Here is a 21,932-nt window from a genome sequence, read left to right as displayed (position 1 = left end):
ATGTCGGTTTGGCGAAGCCGACGCTACCCAGTTCGGCATTCATTGTCATGTGATCTGGATAACAATTGGACGCTTTTCAGCCTGCGGTCGTAAAGAACCGGCATCCGTGGCGAAAAGGGGTCCTTCGCGGCCCCGACCGCGGTTCGTGCGACGATTCCGGACGTGATGGCTCCCGACAAGGCGGCTGCGCGACACTGTGCCGCATTATTGACTTCGGCGGTCGCGCGTGTTGTCATCTTTTTGTCATTTAAAATGACAATTTGGTGTCCGCGAAGTCAAAAAAATGAAAAAAATGATAGTGTTAAGCGACCGAACGCCGCTTTCTACGGGCGATTTCCGGCATTGTTATCTCCATCCTGAAGACCCTGAAAAGTGCATCAAGGTTCTCAAGAGGCGGAAAGACACGCGCCATCATGGCCGCATTGAGCGGTTCTTCAGGCGCGGCGCGGTCGACTCCAATCGGCGCGAGTATGACCACTACCTTCACCTCGCCGCGGCGAGCGTGCCATTGGAGCGATATTTCCCGAGGATGTACGGGCCGATGGATACCGACCTTGGCCAGGGCCTGTGCTTCGATCTCGTGCGCGGCAGTGAGGGTGATGCTCCCGTTAGCCTTCTGAAGATCATGAAGGGGGAGGGGCCGGTCGATCTGGAGGCCGATGCGGTGCTTCGCGAGGTTACCGAATTTGCCTGCTTCTGCCAGCGCTATGCGATCCTCGCGTCCTGCGATGAACCGGGCAATATCGGCTTCGTGCGCGACGGTGAGGGATACCGTCTCGTCGCCTACGACCTGAAGTTCCGGCTGAACAAGGAGTTCATACCGATCTCGACACTGTTTTCCAGCGTGCGCCGGCGCAAGGTGCAACGACGCTTCGAGCGCCTGTTCGAGCCGTTGGCGGAAAGCCTTGGCCGGGCCGGTAACGCCTGAACGGCGGTCGCCGGCCCTTTGCTGCGCTGCCGGGCGATGCCCGCGGAGCTTACTCCGCGCCGCCGGCCCGCGTCTTGAGGAAGGCGGCGCCACAGGCCTTGGCAAGCTCGCGCACCCGCAGGATGTAGGACTGGCGCTCCGTCACCGAGATCACGCCGCGCGCATCCAGCAGATTGAAGCAGTGCGAGGCCTTGATGCACTGGTCGTAGGCCGGGAACACCACCTTGTGGATGCCGTCGCCGGCCTCATCCATGGCCTTCTCGCCTGCCGCAAGAAGCGCCTTGCACTCCCCCTCCGCATCGCGGAAGTGGCGAAAGAGCATTTCCGTATCGGCATATTCGAAGTTGTGGCGCGAATATTCCTGCTCTGCCTGCAGGAAGACGTCGCCATATGTGACCTTTTCGTCGCCCTCGCGGCCGTTGAAATTGAGGTCGTAGACGTTGTCGACGCCCTGCACGTACATGGCGAGACGTTCCAGCCCGTAGGTGAGCTCGCCCGCGACAGGCGCGCATTCGAAGCCGGCCACCTGCTGGAAGTAGGTGAACTGGGAAACTTCCATGCCGTCGCACCAGCACTCCCAGCCAAGCCCCCAGGCGCCCAGCGTCGGGCTTTCCCAGTCGTCCTCGACAAAGCGGATGTCATGGACTGACGGGTCGAGGCCGATGGCGGCCAGCGAGGCGAGGTAGAGTTCCTGCAGGTTCTCCGGCGACGGCTTCAGGATCGCCTGGAACTGGTAGTAGTGCTGCAGCCGGTTCGGGTTCTCGCCGTAGCGTCCGTCGGTCGGTCGGCGCGAGGGCTGGACATAGGCCGCCTTCCAGGGGCGCGGCCCGAGCGAGCGCAGCGTGGTCGCCGGGTGAAAGGTGCCCGCCCCCACTTCCATGTCGTAGGGCTGCAGGATCACGCAGCCCTGGTCCGCCCAGAACCTCTGAAGCGTGAGGATGAGCCCCTGGAACGAGCGTTGCGGGCTGAGATGGGCGGCAATTTCCATCGCCCCGGTGTCCATAGGCATGGCGTCGATAATCCTGAGAATGCCGGATGGTATTGAATGCGCCGATGAATGCGCAGACGGCGCGCGGACACTATCGGCGGGCCCGCACCCGGTCAAGGGCGCGCGGCGCAATGGACTGCGGATGGAGCGGGCCGCGAAATTTCATGGATCTCAAGTAATTGATCGGAATCTCCTTCGGGATCCTGCTGTGTTTTTCGGCGGTAACGTCAATCTGTGATCTACATTACGTATAGAAATGAAAGATAGTAATATTTTAATCCCAGACGCAAAACAAGGAAGATGGAAAAGTATGAGGGTTTCGCGAAGGCGTCTTTCGCGGATCAGTATTTCCGAAACGTAATGGGAGATTTGAAATGACTTGCATGACAACAAGAAAGATCTTTCTGGCTGCGGCGATATCAGCATTGACGTCGCTTGCCGTGATCAACGGTACCGCGGCTCAGACGAGCGGTGGCGGAAATGGCGGCGGCGGTGGAAGTGCGGGCGCCACGAGTGGCGGCAGCCATGGCGGAGACGGCAAGATAGCCAAGCCCCAACCCATTGGCACGACAGCCTTTCCCGGAGCACCTGGTGCTCCGCCGACGCACGGGTACCCCAATCGCCCGAGGCCTGTTCGTATCCTGTCGGCGCGCGACCCGCATTGCAGCTATCAGCAGGTCGGCCATGGTCGCGGTGCGATCTATCTGAGGTATTGCGGAGAGAACCAGACCAGGTAAGGTCGCCGCGTTCGTGAATGCCTATGCCTCGCGATCATCCCGGGCCCGGTACTTGCCGGTCTCGGGATCTCGCACGAGGGTCTTCGCGGCATTGTTCTGGCTGCGACGGGCGGATTTCGAAAGCGTCCGCTCCACGCGCCGGCCCTGTTCGGAAAGCACGCGTGCGATCAGGAAGACCACACCCAACGCGACGATCAGCACGCCGAATTTCCCAAGCACCCGACTTTTCCTTCCTGACTACAGCCCGTATCGCGACCAGAGACTGCGTTCTTCCAGCGCGGCGACGAGATCGCGCGCCAGCCCGTTGCGGCCATCGAGGGCTCCTGCCATCGCTTCTATCCCGACGCCCGAACGCTTCGGCCAAATGGAGCGCTCGGCTCCGATCAGGCGGAGCTGCACCTTGTCGCCGTAACGTGCCTGAGCAACCTGACGCAGATCGCCAAGGTCGTCGATCAGGCCGAGCGAGCGGGCGGTCTCTCCCACCCAGAACAGGCCGGAGAAGAGATCCGGATCGTCGCTGAGCACATCGCCGCGACGCGCGCGAACCATCTCGATGAAGACCTCATGGATCTCCTGCTGCAACGTTTCCAGATGGGTCACGTCATCCGGATTTTCCGGCTGGAAGGGATCGAGAATGCCCTTGCGCGTGCCCGACGTGTGCATGCGTCGTTCCACGCCGACCTTTTCCAGCAGGTCGACGAAACCGAAGCCCGCAGAGATCACCCCGATCGAGCCGACGATGGAGGAAGGGTCGGCGATGATCTCGTCGCCGGCAATGGCGATCATGTAGCCGCCGGACGCCGCCACGTCCTCCACGAACACGAGCACCTGCTTTTCGTGCTCCTTGGCGAGCTGGCGGATGCGCTGGTAGATCAGCCGTGCCTGCACGGGCGAGCCGCCGGGCGAATTGACAATGATGGCAACCGCCGGCACGCCGTCGAAGCGGAAGGCTTTTTCCAGGCTTGAGGCGCAGCCCGCCAGTGTCAGTCCCGGGCGCAACGGCGAAGCGAGCCCGATCGTGCCCTGCAGACGCACCACGGGAAGGAGAGGCGGAACCTGGCCGAGCTTGCCGGGCAGCCATTTGCGCATTCGGGTGAGGACGGACAAGCGTAACTCCCTGTTTTTCCGCGCGAGCGGCGGTAGCTTCCGCTCTCATATAGGCCACCTCCCCGCATTGTGCCAATGGTGTTCGGCCCGCGTTGCGCGCAGGTCCATTCGGCTTGCGCGGCAGCCTTACGCGCATGTCCAGCTTAACCTTAATGCCGGGGCTGGCACCGCAAAGTGCGCAATAATCCGGGCTTCTTTGGTCGGTTAACCCTCTTTCAAGGTTAAACGCGTTTCATGGTGACCGTCGCTGAGGAAGCGACACCGCGTATCGGCGGGGCCGGACGGCCGCTTGGACCCATGACGAGTAAGCATGGGATAGGGAGCGGACGTCCAGCCACAAAGGCCGGCAAGACCGGCAGGGCCGAATTGGGTTTTGTGGAGTAACAGGTATGTCCGGCCTGTCTGCGTTGAAGATCAGCCGCGTCGCCGGCACGTGCTCGAGGTCCGTCCTTCTCGGGCTTGCAATCTATTTCGGGTTTCCCGAAACGTTTGCCTTTCAGGATACGCTGAGCCTCATGCAGCGCGAGGAGAGATCCTCCACGCGCTGGCTGGCCGCGATCCAGGCAACGGGGGAAACGTCTTCCGCCCAGCCGACACTGACGCTCGCCTCGGCCGATGCCGCCAGCGGGCCGAGTTATCAGATCACGACAAGAACAAGAAACGGTCGGGCCGCCATCGTGACGGGCATCAGTGCGGACGTTTACGGCCGCGGCATTGTCCAGGTGCCGGAGGAAGTGCGCACAAACCGTGCCTCCAAGGGCAATCGGCTTGTCTCCGTGGCTCCCGACCGCCAGATGGTCGACCAGTCGGCCGGGTCCGTCTACTACATGGGCAGCCTGATCGGCGCGGAGCCGCGCCAGAGCCTGCCGCGCGTTGCCTTCGTTCAGCCCCAGGCCATGCCGCAGAACCGCATGGTGGCCTCCGCCAACCAGGCAACACGAAGCGACGGCAAACCGCTCAATCTCAACAAGATGCTGATGGCGCGCGCCGCTGCGGCAGCGGGGTTCTCCTCGCTCTCCGCCTATGCGCCGAGCGCGGTCGAGGACACGTCCCTGCCGTTCGCCGCCCTCTTCGGCATGCCCCCGGGACCGACGCCGGAGGAAGAGGCTGTCGACCGCGAGAACCCGCACTGGTGGGTGTCCAATCCGTTGCCGGCAAACGTCATCCTGCCCAAGGAACAGCGTTGTCTTGCCGAGGCGATCTATTTCGAGGCGCGCGGCGAACCGGAATCCGGTCAGGCGGCCGTCGCCCAGGTGGTTCTCAACCGCGTCAAGAACCCGGCCTATCCGGCGACCATCTGCAAGGTTGTCTATCAGAACCGGACGCAGCGAAATTCCTGCCAGTTTTCCTTCGCCTGCGATGGTCTGCCCGAACGCATCGTCTCCAAGGAGTCCTGGGAAGTCGCGCAAAGGCTTGCCCGCGAGATCGTGGCCGGCAAACACTGGTCGGAAAAGATCGGCGCCTCCACCCACTATCACGCCACTTACGTGCGTCCGCGCTGGGCGCGCAAGATGAAACGCCTCGGCAAGATCGGCCGTCACGTCTTCTACCAGACCTATGGTGGCGGCTGGGGCTGAGGCGGATGTGCCTTTGCAACTGAACGCGGTTATCCGACCGGGGCGGCTTGCACATGGCATGCGACAATATGTGCCGCACCACTTGCGTGGAATGTCAGCCCTGACGAAGGAAACGATCGATGTCGGGCGCGGTATCCCGGTTTGGTTCGGAGAATTTGAGCATTGCTTGAAGTGACGGTGAACTCCAAATTAAGATTTGGGCGGTCAGGATCCTCGTGCGTTCGTAACCAATAGGTTCGGCGACTTTGGTTCATGACCTTGCAGTACAGTTCACTCTTGTTGGCCGTTTCGGTCAGTTGCGTCGCCGCGAGTTTGACCCTGGCGGTCTCTTGGGCTGCGAACCGTCGCGACACGTTCCTCCTGACCTGGTCGTGCGCCGCCATGGTGCTGGTCGTCGGTTCGGCTGCCTTCGGGTACTACGCCGCGTATCCGACGCAAATTCCCGCAGCGGTCGGAACCTCGTTCATCCTGATCGGCTTCGTCATTTGCTGGGGAGCTTCACGTCAGTTCCGTTGCAACCGACTGCCGCTTTGCGAAGTCGGCATCTTGGCGGCCCTCGCGATCATGTTGCAACTCGCCTTCCATTGGGCGGGGCTCGTGGGAACGATGCTCATCGCGATGAATGTGGCCTCAACCGGGCTTCTGGTTGCAACCGCCACGGAATACTGGCTTGCACGAACTGAAAACCTCGCCTCGCTGAAATGGCTGGCCGGGCTTTATCTGCTCGAGGCCTTTTCCTTCGCCTGCTGCGCCGTCATGCTGGTCATCGAAAGTCCGTTCGAGCTCGATCACGCGCCGCAAAACTGGGCGGAAACCTTCAACGCCCTCGTTTCCATCATCGGCGTGACCGGGATCGGCGGCTTGTCGCTTGCCATCAACCAGGAACGGGTGGCGCGTGACCACAAGGTGGAAGCGCGCACCGACGCACTGACAGGCCTGCTCAATCGTCGCGCCTTCGATGATCTGGTGATCGCCCGTTCGCCCCAGGGCAACATGGCCATCATCATTTTCGATCTCGATCGCTTCAAGGTCTTGAACGACGATTACGGACATGCCTTTGGCGATGCCGTGCTCCGGCGCTTTGCCTCTGTGTGCAGCGCAAGCCTGAGAAAGCAGGATGTCGCAGCTCGTATCGGCGGTGAGGAATTTGCGGTCGTTCTTACCGATTGCACCCCCGAACGCGCCCTGGTCGTGGCGAACCGCATCCGCCTGCGCTTTGCGCGCCAGAAGATCTTCTGCGCGGCGCAACTGATCCGCTGCACGGTGAGCGCAGGCGTCTGTGGCTGTCCGCCGGGCGAGGAGATCGCGATCGGTGCGATGTTCGACGCGGCCGATACCGCTCTTTACGCGGCGAAAAAGGCCGGCCGCAATCGCGTCTGCCGCTTTGACGACGAAATGGCCGCCTGAGCCGGACTATCAGTCGATCTCGATATCCAGCCCCAGATCGAGCACCGGTGCGGAATGGGTGATCCAGCCGGTCGAGATGAGGTCCACCCCCGCTTCCGCGATCGCCGCCACGGTCCCGAGCTCGATGCCGCCGGAGGCCTCGGTCAGCGCCCGCCCGGCGACGATGTCAACCGCGCTCCTCAGGCTTTCCGGTCCCATGTTGTCGAGCAGCACCGCGTCGGGTGCGGCGCTCATCGCCTCGCGCAGCTGCTCCAGCGTGTCGACCTCGACCTCGATCTTCACCATGTGCCCGGCATGGGCCTTGGCCCGCTCGATGGCCCGAACCACCCCGCCGGCAACCGCGATGTGGTTGTCCTTGATCAGCACCGCATCATCGAGCCCGAAACGGTGGTTTGCACCGCCACCGCACCGCACGGCGTATTTCTCGAAAGCCCTGAGCCCCGGCGTCGTCTTTCTCGTACAGACGATCGATGCTTTCGTGTGGGCGACGCGGGCGACGAAGAGGGACGTCGCCGTCGCGATGCCGCTCAGATGGCCGAGATAGTTGAGCCCAGCGCGCTCGCACGCGAGGATCGAGCGCGCTGGGCCGGAAAGCCTGGCGACTGCCGTGCCTGGCTGCAGTACGTCGCCGTCATGGGCAAGCAGCTCGACACGGATGGCGGGATCCGTCAGCCGGCAGGCGCTTTCGACGAAGCCGGTCCCGGCAAGCCGCCCTTCCTTGCGCGACGCGATCGCGGCGCGGGCGCGGGCATCCCCGGGGATGGTCGCCTGCGTGGTGATATCTCCGGCGCGTCCCCAGTCCTCCAGCAGCGCGGCCTTCACCGCATCATCGATCATCAGGCGCGCAAGGTCGGGAATGTTGAGTGTCATCGGGCATCTTCCAGCATCGGGGCGGGGGTGATCTGCGTGGCGAGCGCATCACGCAGAATGGCATCGGCGTCGGCAAGCGTCATCCGGCTTCTGCGCGCCAGGGTCGTGTCTTCGTGCGGGAAATCGGACCGGCAATGAGCGCCCCGGCTTTCGAGCCGCGCGTAGGCCGCCGCGGCGATAAGCCTGGCGGTCACGATCATGTTGGCGCAATCGATACCGTCGCATTCGGCCGAAAGGGCGGCTATCTCGGACAACGCCGCGCGCAGGCCCGCGCCATCGCGCACCACGCCGACCTTTTCGGCCATCGTCCGGCGCAGTCGTGCGATCGTGGCGGCATCCGTATCGCTGGCATCCGCTTGGCCGTCGATGGCGGGTAGCGCTCGCCATTGCGGAGCAGCGCCTGCCGGCACCACCCGGGCCACGTCTTCGGCGATCCGGGCGGCAAAGACCACCGCTTCCAGAAGAGAGTTGGAGGCAAGGCGGTTGGCGCCGTGCGCGCCGGTGGAGGAGACCTCGCCGGCCGCCCACAGTCCGTCGAGTGAAGTCCGTCCGCGTTCGTCGGTCCACACTCCGCCCATGTGATAATGGGCCGCCGGACGGACGGGGATCGGCTCGCGAACCGGATCGATGCCCGCCTCGCGGCAGCTGCCGTTGACGGTCGGGTAGCGCTCGGGAAAGGCCGTGCCGACAGCCTCGCGCGTGTCGAGAAACGCCCCCCGTCCGGCCGCGACCTCGCGGTGAATGGCGCGCGCGACGATGTCGCGCGGAGCGAGTTCCTTCAGCGGGTGGGCGGCTTCCATGAAGCGCTCGCCGGCGCGGTTGATGAGCCTCGATCCCTCGCCGCGCAAAGCCTCGGTGGCGAGCGGTGCCGGATCCCGGCCGATATCGATGGCGGTCGGGTGGAACTGAACGAATTCCGCATCCGCAATCACGGCGCCCGCACGGGCGGCCATGGCGATACCCTGTCCGCACGCCTCCGGCGGATTGGTGGTCACCTCATAGAGATGACCGGTTCCGCCTGAAGCCAGCACCACGGCGCGGGCGCTGAACGAGAAGCGTCGTCCGTCCGCATTGCGGCGCGCGACAATGCCGCTGACGGTGCCTGTCTCCATGATCAGGCTTTCGCCTGTAAAGCCCTCGATCACGCGGATTGAGGGTGTGTTCCTGACGGTGGCGACAACCGCATCCATGATCGCGCGCCCGGCCCTGTCTCCGCCGACGCGCACCACGCGGCGCTGAGAATGGGCCGCCTCGCGCGAAAGCCGCAGTCTTCCCTCCAGATCCTTGTCGAAGGGCACGCCGTAGCTCAGCAGATCGGCGATGCGCTCCGCCGCTTCTCCCGTCATGGCCCTGACGATGTCCTCGTCGCAGATGCCACCTCCGACCGCGATCGTGTCATTCGCGTGCGCCTCGGCCGTGTCGCCTTCGCTGACTGCGGCCGCGATGCCGCCTTGCGCCCAGGCGGACGAGGCGCCCTCGCCGATGGGCGCGGCGGTGAGAACCGTCACGGGCCGCGGGCTGAGTTTCAATGCACAGAAAAGTCCGGCCAGACCGCCGCCCAGAACGATGACGTCATCCGGGCCGGGACCGGCCGGTGTGGCGGTGGAGCGATCGCCCCGGTTGAGGGCGGAAAGAAGATCGTCGGTCATGATGGTTTTCCCTTCAACGGGAGAGGGGCGCCACTCGTGCGCAGAGCCGGGGCGGGACGGCGCGTGGCGTCCCTCAGCTCTTCAGGCTGATCATCCGCTCCACGGCCGTGCGGGCGCGCGCGGCGATGGCCGGATCGACGGTTACCTCGGCACGCATGTGAACGAGGCTTTCGAGGATCTTCGGCAGCGTGATCATTTTCATGTAGGGGCAGAGATTGCAGGGCCGCACGAAGTCGACGCCCGGCGCCTGAGACGCGACATTGTCGGCCATCGAGCATTCGGTGACGAGCAGCGCCTTCTTCGGGCTGTTCTCCTTGAGCCAGTTGATCATGCCGGCGGTGGAGCCGGTATAGTCGGCCTCCGCCGTCACGTCCGTCGGGCATTCGGGATGGGCGATGATCTTCACGCCCGGCACCGAGTTGCGGTACTCGCGCATTTCCGCGCCGGTGAAGCGCTGATGGACGACGCAGGCGCCCTCCCATGTCAGGATCTCGACAGTCGTGCGCAACGCCACGTTGGCGGCGAGATACTTGTCGGGAACCAGCAGAACGCGCGGTGCGCCGAGAGACTCGACCACCTCCACCGCATTGGACGAGGTGCAGCAGATATCGCACTCCGCCTTCACGTCGGCCGACGTGTTCACATAGGTGACGATCGGCACTCCGGGATGCTTCTGGCGAAGCGCGCGCACGTCCGCGCCGGTGATGGACTGGGCCAGCGAGCAGCCCGCCGCCATATCCGGCATCAGGATGGTCTTGTCCGGGTTGAGGATCTTCGACGTCTCCGCCATGAAGTGCACGCCGCACTGAACGATGACATCGGCCTGCGATGTCGCCGCCTCCTTGGCGAGCTGAAGGCTGTCGCCGACAATGTCGGCCACGCCGTGGAAGATCTCCGGCGTCATGTAGTTGTGCGCCAGGATGACCGCGTTGCGCTGCCGTTTCAGGTCGTTGATCGCCTTGATGTAGGGCGCGTAGGCGGGCCACTCGATGGCCGGGATGACGTGCCGGACCTTTTCGTAGGCCTCCGCCGTCGCCTCCGCGACCTCCCCCGTATAGTCGAGCGCGGGCATCGCCAAAGGCTGGAACTTTGCCGAAGACACGCGCTGCCGGTGCGCGGTTTCGGAGTGCCGTTGCTGTTGCAGGACGGGCATGGGGACCTCCTTCCACATTTATACTCATATTGAGCATAAATGGGTCACATGAATAACCGGCAATGTGCCGGCCGCTCTTCCCACTTATGCTCAGTTTGAGCCTTTATAGGCGTTTCCGCCGGAAATCGCCAGCGCTGATTTTCAAAGGGGGACCGGATCCGCGCAAATCCGCCATCGGTTGGACGTCGGGCGCAGCCAGTCAGAAGAGATCGAATTGATCGTCATTGGCGTCGGGGCGCTTTTGGGCCGGTGTCCTCTTCGTTTCCTTCCGGCCCGCATTTGTGTTCGGCTTCCCGGCCGACAGCGCGGGCGCGGGCTCTTCCACCGGCTTGTGCAAGTCTCCATCGTCGTTGCGTACGGCATTGACCCGGGTGGAAACGGGGACAGCGGTGAACAGGTCGTCCGGGGGAGGGGACAACAGGTCCTTCACGTCGCGCGGCTCGGTGTGAGAGGTATCCAGCCAGCGCTCGAAATCACCCGGTGCGATGACAACGGGCATGCGGTGATGGATAGGCTTCAGCGTGGCGTTGGCGTTTGTCGTCAGGATGGCGGCGGTGTCGACCTGGCTGCCATCGGCGCTCCCCCAGTCCGACCAAAGGCCGGCAAAGGCCACGAGCCCACCGTCCTTCGGCGCGATCCAGTAGGGTTGCTTGGGGCCGTCCCCGACCTTGCGCCATTCATAGAAGCCGCTGGCCGGGATGAGGCAACGATTGTGACGCATGGATCCGCGAAATGCCGGCTTTTCGGCCGCTGTCTCCGCACGTGCGTTGATCAGCAGCGAGAACTGCGAAGGGTCCTTCACCCAGCCGGGCAAAAGGCCCCAGCGAACAAGCGCAAAGCGCCGTTCTCCCAGCTCGATCCGGACGATCGCGATCGGCTGGGTCGGGGCGATATTGTAGCGTGGCGGGAAGTTCGGCCTGTCTGCGTACGCGAACATCGCCTGTACTTCTTCCGGTGTCGCGGTCAGGCTGTATCGTCCACACACTATGTCTTTTTCCTGATGGCTTGAGGTAAGCAATTGGCAAGACACTCTTTATAGAATCTCGCCGATTTCTAGAAGGAAAGTACCGGTGATGTTGGACGAACGCGAGACGATCGGCCACGGCGACCTCGGCCACGAGAAGCTGGTGGAAGCCAATATCAATCCAAAGACCGGTCTCGCCACCGATTATCTGAATCATTTCAATGAAGTGGTGATGCTGCTCGAGCTGCTTTGCGACATGCCGGAGTGCATTCCCGACGTGCTCGCCTGGCAGCCGCTGAGCTACGCCGATCACTTCATGAACTCCAATTTCGCCGCCAAGGAACTGGCGGTGCGCGCCTACAACGCCGCGCCGACGGCGGAACGCGGAACCTTCGACACCATCACTGCGGAGATGAATTCCGAGATTCATGCTGCCCAGTGCGAACTGGAGGAGGCGGAACCGGACCAGGTCGGCGAGATAGCAACAGAGGTGGCAAACCGTCTGAAGCCGCTGATCGCGGAAGCCGGCGGTGTGATCCACGGAAATGACACCACGCCGTCGTCGGAAGGCGAAGCGGAAAGCGAATCCTCGCAGGCCGATATCGACGCCTTGTTCGCCTGAAGCGTTTGCGTGCCGGAGGCCGGGCTCGAGGTCTGGCCCCGTGAGTGCCGACAAGACGCTGAATTGCGCGGTGTTGCCGCTTGCATGGCGTTGTCGCCACGACCATTATCCCCGCCATGATCAAGATGCTTCGCCGGGCGCGCACCCCTTTCCTTGTCGTTCTCATGCTGTCCGCCTTCGCGGCGACCGCTCGTCCCGCCGCATCCGCGGAAACGGCGCCCTATGAGCCGCAGCTCCTGCGCCTTTCGGAACTCCTGGGATCGATCCACTACCTGCGCGCGCTTTGCGGAGCCAAGGACGGCAGCCGCTGGCGCGACGAGATGGATGCGCTGGTGAAAGCCGAAGGAAGCGACGAGGACAGACGCCGCAAACTGGTGGAGCGCTTCAATCGCGGCTATCGGGCTTTTGCTTCCGTTTACCGTGAATGCACCCCGTCCGCGCGCCGCGCCGTCGAAAGTTACATGGCGGAAGGGGCGGAACTGGCCGCCGAAATCAGCGCGCGCTACAGTCGTTGAGGCGAAACGACCTTCAAGGCCTGCCGCCAACGCCTTGATTCGGCGCCGCCTTTGCCCGCAATTGTGGACTGTCGCCGCAATCCTTGGCCAATGTGTTGTTTTTCCGGCTATATTTCAGGTTGTTCCCTACGGAAGATGTGCCGTCGCGGGACACAAGGTTAACCTTTCCTGTTGAATTTCTCATTAGTTATTAACACTTGCTCAACCTTACCGATGTTCCGGCCGCCAAGACGTGTTACCTTCTGATTCGGATCGAAGGCCATCAAAGGATGTGCCGCGGTTCCGCAGCGGTGGCAAATCTTTATGATTATTGACGAAAAAGACGAGATCCTGAGCGAAGAAGCTGAAGAAGGCATTCGTCCCGAGGACGAACGCCGCCTTGCGATGGGCTATATCAGCGACGCATGGGCTGACGCGATCGCCGATGGAGTCGACGCTGATGCGGTGGCGCATGCTGCGCTCTTTACCGCGCTGATCGATCTTGTGGCGGCTTATGGCGAAACGGCTGTTGCCGAACTGGCCGAAGGCCTGCCGCGCCGCATTCTGGAAGGCGAGTACACCGTCAACAGAACGCTGCAATAGCCGCGCTCCCCGCCGCAACGCGCGGCAGTTTTCCCCGGGTGGCTCGCCATGCCGCCCCGGGAGCGATCGAAATGCGGCCCGGTCAGACGTTCAACTGGTAGAGCGTACCGGAGAGGATAATGATGCCGAACAGCATCAAAAGTCCTCCGGCGCCGAAATTGATGCGGTCCAGCCAGCGGTCGTTCATTCGGCCGCGCAGGTGGGTCACCAGCGCGGCTATCCCGGCCCACCACGCCAGCGCGCCGACGGCGACGCCCGCCACCAGCATCAACGCTCCCGCATAATCGTCATGTTCCGGCGTCAGCTCCCCGAGCGACCCGAAGATCGCCAGAAACCCCAAAACCGCGCCCGGATTGGTCAGGGTCATCGCGAAGGCGGCGAGAAGGCTCGCCAGGAAGCCTGCTCCGACATCCGCGCGCGGGCCGGCCATTGTGTCGAGATGAGGGTGGGTGCGCACCGTCAGCCAGCCGAAGCCAATCAGCAACAGGCCGCCCACCGCCTGGATGGTCAGTTTGTGGCCTGACAGGAAATGCGCGATCGTCGAAATCCCGAATGCGGCGATGGCGGCATAGAGAGTATCGGCGAGAACCGCGCCGATACCGGCCGCAAAACCGGCGCCGAAGCCGTTCTTGAAGGCTCGCTGGATCGTCATCAGGTTGACCGGTCCAACGGGGGCGGAAACGATCAGCCCAATCCCGATACCGGTGACGAAAAACAACAAGCGGGTCTCCTTCGGCCACGGCCAAGTCAGTCGCGATCCGGCTCCGCGGACCTGGTCGGGAACAGGCCCGCCGATACTCCGGTCCCGGGCCTCGTGCATCCCGCGAGGGCACCGGCAGGATAGTGTCCGCGATGCGGTGTCAGCCATACGCAATATGTTCCTGACGGGCAACTGCGGTACTCGTCGCAGGCACCAGGGCGGGTGTTTCAGCGCGAATGTCATGGGCCGCCTGCCGTCCACGGATGTCACCCGTCATGCCATTGAACGGCGACGACGGGCAGCGCATAGTGCGCGCCTGTCGCAGGGACGCGTATGCGCGCCGTCCCACCTCATCGATCGGGAGCTCATTCATGACGACACCCTTTCCGGCACTGGCGGTGCTTGCGGCGGCAATGATCCTTGCCGCGCCGGCCGAGGCCGCAAAGGTGACGACGCAACGCATCGAAATTCCTGCGGGCGCGGAAAGCCAGGCCCCGGGGGCGACGATTCCCCGCGACGGCGAACCAGGGACGCAAGGCGAGCAGGCGGCCCCCCAGTCCATGCCGGACGAGGGGCTGGTTACGGGCGTGGACACGGGCGCCACGCCGCTTCCCGAGATCCACTACGGCGCGACCGGTCTGCCCAAGCCGGTGATGCGGCTTCGCGAACAGATTCTCGATGCCGCGCGTACGGGCGATGTGGAACGCCTTCGCCCTGTTCTTGAATCAAACGAGATGCCGCCGACGCTGTCCCTGTCGCAGATCAACGATCCCATCGATTTTCTGAAGCAGTCCTCCGGGGACCCCAATGGCCGTGAACTGCTCGCCATTCTGACCGAAATTCTGGAGGCCGGCTGGGTTCATGTCGACGTGGGTACGCCGCAGGAGATGTATATCTGGCCCTACTTCGCGCGCTATCCGGTCAACAAGCTGACCCCGCCTCAGGAGGTGGAGCTATACCGTATCCTGACGGCGGCGGACGTGGAGGAGATGCAGGATTTCGGTGCCTACATCTTCTACCGCGTCGGCATCGGCCCGGACGGAACGTGGCACTATTTCGTGGCCGGCGACTGAAGAGCGAACCCTTCGCGCGTCGCCGTTTCGACGAACGCGCCGCGCGCCAGGTGCCGAATATCGGGGGCCTGGAAGCGGTGATTGTCTTGCCCTGCCGGCTCAACTTTCCTATGTCGCCTTGAAGATCATCGGCATCATTCCGGAGCCTTATTCATGACCGCTTGTATCGCCCCACTTCCATCGCGCGCCGTGGTCGGGATCGGGGGGGAGGGGGCGGAGCATTTCCTGCAAGGGCTCATCACCTGCGATGTCGCGGGACTTGAGGAAGGTGCCGCGCGCTACGGCGGGCTGCTGACGCCGCAGGGCAAGATCCTGTTCGACTTTCTCGTTGAACGTCGCGAGGGGGCCTTCCGGTTCGATCTGCCGGCCGCGCTCGTCGCCGATTTTGTCAAGCGGATGACGCTCTACAAGCTGCGCGCCAAGGTGGAGATCGCGAACCTGAGCGAGACCCATCAGGTGCTGGCGATCTGGGGGGAGGCGGAAATGCCGGACGGCGCCTTTGCCGATCCGCGCCACGTCGATCTCGGCTTCCGGCTCATCCTGCCCCGCGAGGCGACGCCGCCCGCCGGCTTCATCGAAACGGACGAAGCCGCATGGGACACGCATCGCATCGCGCTCGCCGTACCCGCAGGCGGTATCGATTTCGAGTACGGGCAGACCTTTCCCCACGATGCCGACATGGACCAGCTGGCAGGCGTCGCCTTCGACAAGGGCTGTTATGTCGGCCAGGAAGTCGTCTCGCGCATGCGCCATCGCGGCACCGCACGGCGGCGGATCGTCGAGGTGAGCGCGGAGAGCGATCTGCCGCAGACGGGCAGCGAAATCACGGCCGCAGGCAAGGCGGCGGGCACGCTCGGGTCGGTCGCGGGCCGGCGCGGCCTCGCGCTCGTGCGTATCGACCGTATCGGCACAGCATTGAAGGAAGGCGCGCCCGTCACGGCCGGCGGCATTGCGGTCACGCCGAAGATACCGGACTGGGCGCAGTTCGCGTGGCCGGCGGATGCCGAAGCCGGCGAGGCCGGCGCATGAGGGTGGTCTGACGCATGGCGGCGGACAAGGCCGGCAACGCCGCGCGCGCCTGGCAGCGAATGCTGTCCGGCCGCCGGCTCGATCTTCTCGATCCCTCTCCGCTCGATGTTGAGATTTCCGACATCGCGCACGGGCTGGCGCGTGTGGCGCGTTGGAACGGTCAGACGGTGGGCGACCATGCCTTTTCCGTTGCCCAGCACTCCATCGTGGTGGAAGACCTGGCGTGCCGCATGGTCGAGGATCTGGAGCCGAAATGGCGGCTTGCCATGCTGCTGCACGATGCGCCGGAATACGTCATCGGCGACATGATCTCGCCGTTCAAGACGGTGATGGGCGGCGATTACAAGGTGGTTGAGGCGCGTCTGCAGGCGGCCATCCACCTGCGCTTCTCCCTTCCCCAAAAACTGCCGGAAAAGATCAAGAAGCTCGCCAAGCGGGCCGATATCGTCTCCGCCTATTTCGAGGCGGTCGAACTGGCCGGTTTCGACGCCGCGGAGGCCGCGCGCATCTTCGGCCGTCCGCGCGGTTTCTCTCCGCTGGGGTTGAAGCCGTGGCCGGCGGCGCAGGCACAGACGCGGTTTCTCGAAAGGTTCGCGGAACTGGAGGCGGCGATCTCGAAAGGTTGAAGGAAAAAAGAGCGCGGCGAAGGCGCTCCTCTTGCCATTCCTCAGCCCATCTTCACCACGAGCCTGCCGCGCACCTTGCCGTCGAGCAGTTCGTCGGCCTTGCCGATGAGGTCGTCGAAACCGATCTCGGTGCTGATTTCGGTGAGAAGGTTCTTGTCGAGATCCCTCACCAGCCGCTCATAGGCTTCGATGCGGCGCGGGATCGGCGCCATGACCGAATCGATTCCGCAAAGCGTCACGCCGCGCAGGATGAAGGGGGCGACGGAACCCGGCAGGTCCATGCCCTGCGCCAGACCGCAGGCCGCGACCGCGCCACCATAGCGCGTCTGCGCGAGCACGTTGGCGAGCGTAAAGCTCCCCGCGACATCGATGGCGCCGGCCCAGCGCTCCTTGCCGAGCGGGCGGCCGGGGGCCGATAGTTCGCCCCGGTCGATGATCGAAGATGCGCCGAGGCGCTTCAGGTATGCCTCTTCGGACGATTTCCCGGTGGAGGCGATGACTTCGAAGCCGAGGCGCGACAGAATGGCTGTGGCAACCGATCCAACGCCGCCGGACGCTCCGGTCACCAGGATCGGGCCGGCATCCGGGACAAGGCCTGCGCGTTCCAGCGCCATCACGCAGAGCATCGCCGTGTAGCCCGCCGTCCCGATGGCCATCGCCTGCCAGCCGCTCAAACCGGCAGGCATCGCAATCAGCCAGTCGGCGTTGAGCCGGGCCATCTCCGCATAGGCGCCCATATGTGTCTCGCCGACGCCGAAGCCGTTTAGCAGGACCTTGTCGCCGGGCTTGAATTTCACGCTGTCGGAGGCGACCACCTCGCCCGCGAGATCGATGCCGGGGATCATCGGGAAGGTGCGCACGACCGGATTGCGCCCGGTGATAGCGAGCGCATCCTTGTAGTTCATGGTGGTGTATTTCACCCGGACCGTGACATCGCCGGGCATGAGATCATCAAGCGAGATTTCCCGGACTTCAGCCGGATTCTGCTTCTTCGCACCCTCTTCGCGGGTGATCCAGATCGCGTTGAAACGTTCCACGTCGCGTTCTCCCCTTGAGAATTTCATTGGGGGAACTTGTTGCAGGACAGCGTGCGACGAACAAGGTCGAATGCGCCCGCCGCCGCCGCGGCGCCTTGCCGCCTATTCGGCGGCAGGCATTATGCGCTCGATCGCCTGGTCCTTGATCGGCCAATGCACGACCGCGGCGAAGACGCCCAGGCCGACGCTGATCCACCACACCACGTCATAGGATCCGGTGGTGTCATAGAGCAGCCCGCCAAGCCACACGCCGATGAACGAGCCGATCTGGTGGGACAGGAAGACGACGCCGAACAGCGTTCCCATATAGCGCGGCCCGAACATCACCGCGACGAGGCCGGAGGTCGGCGGCACGGTCGCAAGCCACAGCAGGCCCATGGAGGCGGAGAAGATCATCAGCGTGACGGGTGTCATCGGCAGCATCACGAAGAACACGATGATTGCCGAGCGCGCCAGATAGATCGCGACCAGCATGATCTGCTTGGGGTGGCGTTGACCGAGCGAGCCGGCGACCAGTGACCCGACGACGTTGAAAAGACCGATGAGCGCGATCGACCAGCCGCCCCAGGACGGATCCAGCCCCTTGTCGACAATATAGGCCGGCAGGTGCACCGTGATGAACGCAAGGTGGAAACCGCAGACGAAAAAGCCGGCGACGAGCAACAGGTAGCTCGGGTGGCTGAAAGCCTCCGACAGGGCTTCCCGGATGGTCTGGTCGCGGCCGCCGAACTGGGAAGGATGCGACGTCGGCTTGCCCTTGAGCGGAAGGGAGAAGATGGAGATGAGGATGAATGTCAGTCCACCCAGGCCGAGAAGCGCCATCTGCCAGCCATAAACGTCGATGAGCGCCTGGCCGAGCGGGGCGAAAAGGAACTGGCCGAAGGAACCCGCCGCCGTGCCGATGCCAAACGCGATGGAGCGCTTTTCGGGCGACACGATCCGGCCGTAGGCGGCAAGGACGATGGAGAAGGACGAAGCGGACAGGCCCACGCCGAACAACAGGCCGGCGGAGATATGCAGCCAGAGCGGCGTCGGTGCCCAGGCCATGAGCATCATCCCGCCGCCGCACAGGAGTGCGCCTGCTATCAGCACGCGTGTGGTGCCGTACCGGTCGGCAAAGGCGCCGGCGAACGGCTGGCCGATGCCCCAGATGAGGTTCTGGACGGCGATGGCAAACGCGAAGGTTTCCCGGCTCCAGCCGCGCGCTTCCGTCATCGGCGTGAGAAAGAGCCCCATCGAGGAACGCGGCCCGAAAGAAGCCATTGCGACGAGACCGCCGCAAGCGATGATGAAGGGAAGCGCACGCCAGAACGGCGTTGCGGCACCTGCGGTACTCGATTGGCTCAAAGGTCTGCTCCCCTCCATATGGCCTGCTCGCCCGCGCGACGCGCCCATCGCGATTGCCTCAACCAAACGGCCTTTCCCGATAAAAGATATCGCGACGCGCACTTCCACGCATGCCCCTCAGCCGCGCGGCAACAGGCTCAGTTCTTTCCCGGACATATCTTGGCTATAGGACCGTGCGTCCATGTTGATAAGTCAAAACTATTCATGGCCTATATCAAACATTCTGATGAAACGGAAAATACGCCTGAGGCTTCCGCAGATGCGATGTGGTCCCGCACGTCGACACATGCCGGAATTTCTTCCTCGATTTCAAGCGGAACCGGAAAGAGACGGACCGGCGATCGGAGCCTGACCTGCGCCGGAAAGCGATGGCTGCGCCTCGGCCTCTTGCCATCCCTCGTGCCTGTGCCTATCAGGGCTCACCTTGCTGAAAGAAGGCGCGTGTCATGGACGATTTCGAAGAAGAGGCCGGTTTCGACGAAGAGGCTCTGGCGGAGGCCTACAACCGCGGCCTGCAACTGGAACGCGACGGAGACGTGCCGGCGGCGGTTGCCGCCTATCGAGAAGCGCTGAAGATTGATCCCGCCGACCATTGCGGTATCACCATCCGCCTTGCCGCGATGGGCAGGGGCGAGGCGCCCGAGAAGATGCCGGACGCCTATGTCGCCACGCTCTTCGATCAGCACGCGGATGATTTCGAAGAGATCCTGGTCGACCAACTCGGCTATTGCGTGCCGCTTCTTTTGCACGACGCGTTGCGGGCTCATGCGCCCGGCCCCCATCCGCGCGCTCTCGATCTCGGTTGTGGCACAGGTCTGTCCGGCCTGGCGCTTTCCGACATCTGCGATGCGATGACGGGGGTCGATCTTTCCGAACGCATGGTGGAGATCGCCTTCGATCGCGGCGTCTATGCCGATCTCTACACCGGCGAGGCGGTGGAGTTCCTGCAGGAATTCGAGGAAGAGGACGACAGCCGCCCGAGCTGGGACCTGATCGTCGCCACTGATGTCTTTCCCTATCTGGGGGCGATCGAGGCGATCGTGGCCGCTGCCGCGGACAGGCTGAACGCCGGCGGCGTGTTCGCCTTTTCCACTGAAACGCTGGACGCGGCGTCGTTTGCCGGCAAGCCCTACATTCTGGGCGACAGCCGCCGCTATGCCCAGTCGGGCGGCTATGTTCGCTCCACGCTGGAGGCGCACGGCTTCACCGTGCTCGCGATGGACGACATCACCGTGCGCGCGGAGAAGGGCGTCCCTGTGCCGGGCCACCTGGTGATCGCCCGCAAGGGCTGAGTGCCCTTGCGGGCCCTTGCCGCAATCGGCACGGGTCCATACCCTCGAGCACTTTCCGACGAAGCGGAATCGCTTGGTCGATAGGAAACTCTCCGGATCAATACCTAGAGCATCTTGCCCGGGTTCATGATCCCGTTCGGGTCGAAAGTCGCCTTGAGCGCGCGCATCATGTCGAGCTCGACGTCGCTCTTCACCTTCGGCAGCAGGTGTCGTTTCTGGATGCCGATGCCGTGCTCGGCCGAGATCGAGCCGCCAAGTTCGTCGACGATCGCATGGACGATATTGTTCGCCTCGTCCCAGCGCGCCAGGAACGCCGCCTTGTCGCCATCCACCGGCTGCGAGACATTGTAGTGGATGTTGCCGTCGCCCATGTGGCCAAAGGGGCAGGGGCGGCAGCCGGGGATCGCTTCCTCGATCGCCTTCGTGGCCCGTTCCAGGAATTCCGGAATTCTGGCGACCGGCACCGACACGTCGTGCTTGATCGAGCCGCCTTCCGCCTTCTGGACCTCCGACATGCCGTGGCGCAGGCGCCAGAAGGACTCGCGGTGGGCGACGCTTTCGGCGAGCGCCGCATCGTCCACCAGTCCGTGCTCGAAGGCGTCTTCGAAGATCAGTTCCATCAGCGCGCGCGCGGCTTCCGCATCGCTGCCCGAGGAAAGCTCCATCAGCACGTACCAGGGATGCGGCGCCATCAGCGGATCGCGCGCGCCGTCCAGGTGCTTCAGTGTGAACTCGATGCCGATGCGCGGCATCAGTTCAAAGCCGGTCAGCATGGATCCGGCCCGCGCACGCGCCATGTTGAAGAGCTTAAGTGCCCCTTCCGGATCGGTGAGTCCCGCAAAAGCCACTTCCTGCGCCTTGGGGGCCGGGAACAGCTTCAGAACGGCGGCCGTGACTATCCCCAGGGTGCCCTCCGCACCGATAAACAATTGTTTCAGATCGTAACCTGTATTGTCCTTGCGAAGTTTCCTCAGACCCTCCCAGACGCGTCCGTCGGGCAGCACGACCTCGAGCCCGAGAATGAGCTCGCGGGTGTTGCCATAGGCCAGCACGGCCGTGCCGCCGGCATTGGTCGAGAGGTTGCCGCCGATCTCGCACGAGCCCTGCGCGCCGAGCGTCAGCGGAAAGATCCGGCCGATCTTTTCGGCTTCCCGATGGATCGTCTCCAGGACAACGCCGGCATCCACCGTCATGGTGTTTCCACTCTCGTCGATTTCGCGGATGCGGTTCATGCGCGACAGCGAGATGATGATCTGATCCCCCGAAACGTCGGGGATCTGGCCACCGACGAGCCCGGTGTTGCCGCCCTGCGGCACGACCGCGATGCCTTCCGCGTTGGCCAGCGCCAGGATCTGTGACACCTCCTGTGTGGAGCCCGGCCGAAGCACCAGCGCTGTCTTGCCCGGATAGAGTTCGCGCGGCTCGACCAGGTAGGACGCGGTGTCGGCGTCCTTCGTCAGGGCGTTCTTTTCACCGACGATGGCGGCGAAGCGTGCGACGAGATCGGTGGAAGGCTTGGCAAGAGGTTTTGTCATCTGGCGCTGTCTCGATGCGAGTTTGGGGCGCTTGGGAGAAGTCTCCCCAGTCGTTTAAAGCCGTGAACGGATTTTGCCAACATGGAGATGGCGTGTCTTGAAGCTTCAAGGGGGGTGTGCGATAGGAGGCCGGCCCGATCTCCGCGCTGGTTTGGTGCGCGCGGGCGTTTACAGGGCTTTTGTTTTAGGGGATG

Annotated in this window: 21 protein-coding genes; 10 read left to right on the top strand and 11 right to left on the bottom strand. The window is 63.6% G+C overall.

Translation table 11 applies throughout. The features are described 5' to 3' along the window. Positions 1-283 precede the first annotated feature (283 nt). Positions 284-928 carry a YrbL family protein gene (locus C8N35_RS01225; protein WP_107987809.1) on the top strand — a complete coding sequence of 215 codons (645 nt, stop codon included), beginning with the start codon at positions 284-286 and terminating at the stop codon, positions 926-928. A 49-nt stretch (positions 929-977) separates the two neighbouring features. Here C8N35_RS01225 and C8N35_RS01220 read toward each other — a convergent pair whose 3' ends face one another. The 3 genes from C8N35_RS01220 to C8N35_RS01210 all read right to left on the bottom strand — a co-directional run bounded on the left by C8N35_RS01220 (position 978) and on the right by C8N35_RS01210 (position 3,742). Beyond that, the gene (locus tag C8N35_RS01220; protein ID WP_107987808.1) at positions 978-1,937 is read right to left on the bottom strand and encodes a glycine--tRNA ligase subunit alpha; all 960 of its coding nucleotides are present in this window, start codon (positions 1,935-1,937) and stop codon (positions 978-980) included. Between the two features lie 737 nt (positions 1,938-2,674). Beyond that, on the bottom strand, positions 2,675-2,872 hold the full coding sequence (locus C8N35_RS01215) for a hypothetical protein (RefSeq protein WP_107987807.1): 198 nt from the start codon (positions 2,870-2,872) through the stop codon (positions 2,675-2,677). 18 nt (positions 2,873-2,890) lie between these two features. Beyond that, positions 2,891-3,742: a S49 family peptidase gene (locus tag C8N35_RS01210; protein ID WP_107987806.1), complete on the bottom strand. Its 852-nt coding sequence runs from the start codon at positions 3,740-3,742 to the stop codon at positions 2,891-2,893. A gap of 407 nt (positions 3,743-4,149) precedes the next feature. Between C8N35_RS01210 and C8N35_RS01205 the strand changes: the two genes are divergently transcribed. Both C8N35_RS01205 and C8N35_RS01200 read left to right on the top strand, forming a co-directional pair. Then, a complete protein-coding gene (locus C8N35_RS01205; RefSeq protein WP_210203351.1) occupies positions 4,150-5,337 on the top strand; it encodes a cell wall hydrolase in 1,188 nt (395 codons plus the stop codon). Positions 5,338-5,589: 252 nt separating this feature from the next. Continuing rightward, positions 5,590-6,744 (top strand): GGDEF domain-containing protein, encoded by a 1,155-nt coding sequence (locus tag C8N35_RS01200; RefSeq protein WP_107987805.1) that lies wholly within the window; start codon positions 5,590-5,592, stop codon positions 6,742-6,744. Between the two features lie 9 nt (positions 6,745-6,753). Here the strand turns inward: C8N35_RS01200 and nadC are convergent, their stop codons facing one another. The 4 genes from nadC to C8N35_RS01180 all read right to left on the bottom strand — a co-directional run bounded on the left by nadC (position 6,754) and on the right by C8N35_RS01180 (position 11,353). Beyond that, entirely contained in the window at positions 6,754-7,614 is an 861-nt protein-coding gene (gene nadC / locus C8N35_RS01195) for a carboxylating nicotinate-nucleotide diphosphorylase (protein WP_107987804.1), read from the bottom strand. Next, complete coding sequence (locus C8N35_RS01190; protein ID WP_107987803.1) at positions 7,611-9,263, bottom strand: L-aspartate oxidase; 1,653 nt, start codon at positions 9,261-9,263, stop codon at positions 7,611-7,613. Before C8N35_RS01190 ends, nadC begins: the two co-directional genes overlap by 4 nt. Before the next feature lie 73 nt (positions 9,264-9,336). Beyond that, positions 9,337-10,416, bottom strand: coding sequence for a quinolinate synthase NadA (gene nadA / locus C8N35_RS01185; RefSeq protein WP_210203350.1), 1,080 nt, complete (start codon positions 10,414-10,416; stop codon positions 9,337-9,339). Between the two features lie 199 nt (positions 10,417-10,615). Beyond that, positions 10,616-11,353, bottom strand: coding sequence for an SOS response-associated peptidase (locus C8N35_RS01180; RefSeq protein WP_245926615.1), 738 nt, complete (start codon positions 11,351-11,353; stop codon positions 10,616-10,618). Positions 11,354-11,489: 136 nt separating this feature from the next. Between C8N35_RS01180 and C8N35_RS01175 the strand changes: the two genes are divergently transcribed. The 3 genes from C8N35_RS01175 (at position 11,490) to C8N35_RS01165 (ending at position 13,099) form a co-directional block, all read left to right on the top strand. Further along, entirely contained in the window at positions 11,490-12,002 is a 513-nt protein-coding gene (locus C8N35_RS01175; RefSeq protein ID WP_107987800.1) for a hypothetical protein, read from the top strand. A gap of 116 nt (positions 12,003-12,118) precedes the next feature. Further along, entirely contained in the window at positions 12,119-12,517 is a 399-nt protein-coding gene (locus tag C8N35_RS01170; RefSeq protein ID WP_107988999.1) for a TIGR02301 family protein, read from the top strand. 303 nt (positions 12,518-12,820) lie between these two features. After that, positions 12,821-13,099 (top strand): hypothetical protein, encoded by a 279-nt coding sequence (locus C8N35_RS01165; protein WP_107987799.1) that lies wholly within the window; start codon positions 12,821-12,823, stop codon positions 13,097-13,099. 82 nt (positions 13,100-13,181) lie between these two features. On the opposite strand, the gene C8N35_RS01160 is transcribed toward C8N35_RS01165, so the two are convergent. Further along, the gene (locus C8N35_RS01160) at positions 13,182-13,820 is read right to left on the bottom strand and encodes a LysE family translocator (RefSeq protein WP_210203349.1); all 639 of its coding nucleotides are present in this window, start codon (positions 13,818-13,820) and stop codon (positions 13,182-13,184) included. Between the two features lie 350 nt (positions 13,821-14,170). On the opposite strand from C8N35_RS01160, the gene C8N35_RS01150 reads away from it, so the two are divergent. The 3 genes from C8N35_RS01150 to C8N35_RS01140 all read left to right on the top strand — a co-directional run bounded on the left by C8N35_RS01150 (position 14,171) and on the right by C8N35_RS01140 (position 16,527). Then, the gene (locus C8N35_RS01150) at positions 14,171-14,872 is read left to right on the top strand and encodes a hypothetical protein (protein ID WP_210203348.1); all 702 of its coding nucleotides are present in this window, start codon (positions 14,171-14,173) and stop codon (positions 14,870-14,872) included. A 153-nt stretch (positions 14,873-15,025) separates the two neighbouring features. After that, a complete protein-coding gene (gene ygfZ / locus C8N35_RS01145; protein WP_107987796.1) occupies positions 15,026-15,901 on the top strand; it encodes a CAF17-like 4Fe-4S cluster assembly/insertion protein YgfZ in 876 nt (291 codons plus the stop codon). A 14-nt stretch (positions 15,902-15,915) separates the two neighbouring features. Then, positions 15,916-16,527, top strand: coding sequence for a YfbR-like 5'-deoxynucleotidase (locus C8N35_RS01140; protein ID WP_107987795.1), 612 nt, complete (start codon positions 15,916-15,918; stop codon positions 16,525-16,527). 41 nt (positions 16,528-16,568) lie between these two features. Here the strand turns inward: C8N35_RS01140 and acuI are convergent, their stop codons facing one another. Continuing rightward, positions 16,569-17,564 carry an acrylyl-CoA reductase (NADPH) gene (gene acuI / locus C8N35_RS01135; protein WP_281261760.1) on the bottom strand — a complete coding sequence of 332 codons (996 nt, stop codon included), beginning with the start codon at positions 17,562-17,564 and terminating at the stop codon, positions 16,569-16,571. A 102-nt stretch (positions 17,565-17,666) separates the two neighbouring features. Beyond that, the gene (locus C8N35_RS01130; RefSeq protein WP_245926614.1) at positions 17,667-18,911 is read right to left on the bottom strand and encodes an MFS transporter; all 1,245 of its coding nucleotides are present in this window, start codon (positions 18,909-18,911) and stop codon (positions 17,667-17,669) included. Positions 18,912-19,357: 446 nt separating this feature from the next. Here C8N35_RS01130 and C8N35_RS01125 point away from each other — a divergent pair, with 446 nt between their 5' ends. After that, positions 19,358-20,203, top strand: coding sequence for a class I SAM-dependent methyltransferase (locus C8N35_RS01125; protein WP_107987793.1), 846 nt, complete (start codon positions 19,358-19,360; stop codon positions 20,201-20,203). A 104-nt stretch (positions 20,204-20,307) separates the two neighbouring features. On the opposite strand, the gene C8N35_RS01120 is transcribed toward C8N35_RS01125, so the two are convergent. After that, positions 20,308-21,738, bottom strand: a complete 1,431-nt coding sequence (locus C8N35_RS01120; protein ID WP_107987792.1) for an FAD-binding oxidoreductase — start codon at positions 21,736-21,738, stop codon at positions 20,308-20,310. Positions 21,739-21,932 lie beyond the last annotated feature (194 nt).

The organism is Breoghania corrubedonensis (assembly GCF_003053845.1).
GTDB lineage: Bacteria > Pseudomonadota > Alphaproteobacteria > Rhizobiales > Stappiaceae > Breoghania > Breoghania corrubedonensis.
Note: the sequence above shows the minus strand (reverse complement) of the source record. Positions and strands in the feature narration are given on the sequence as shown.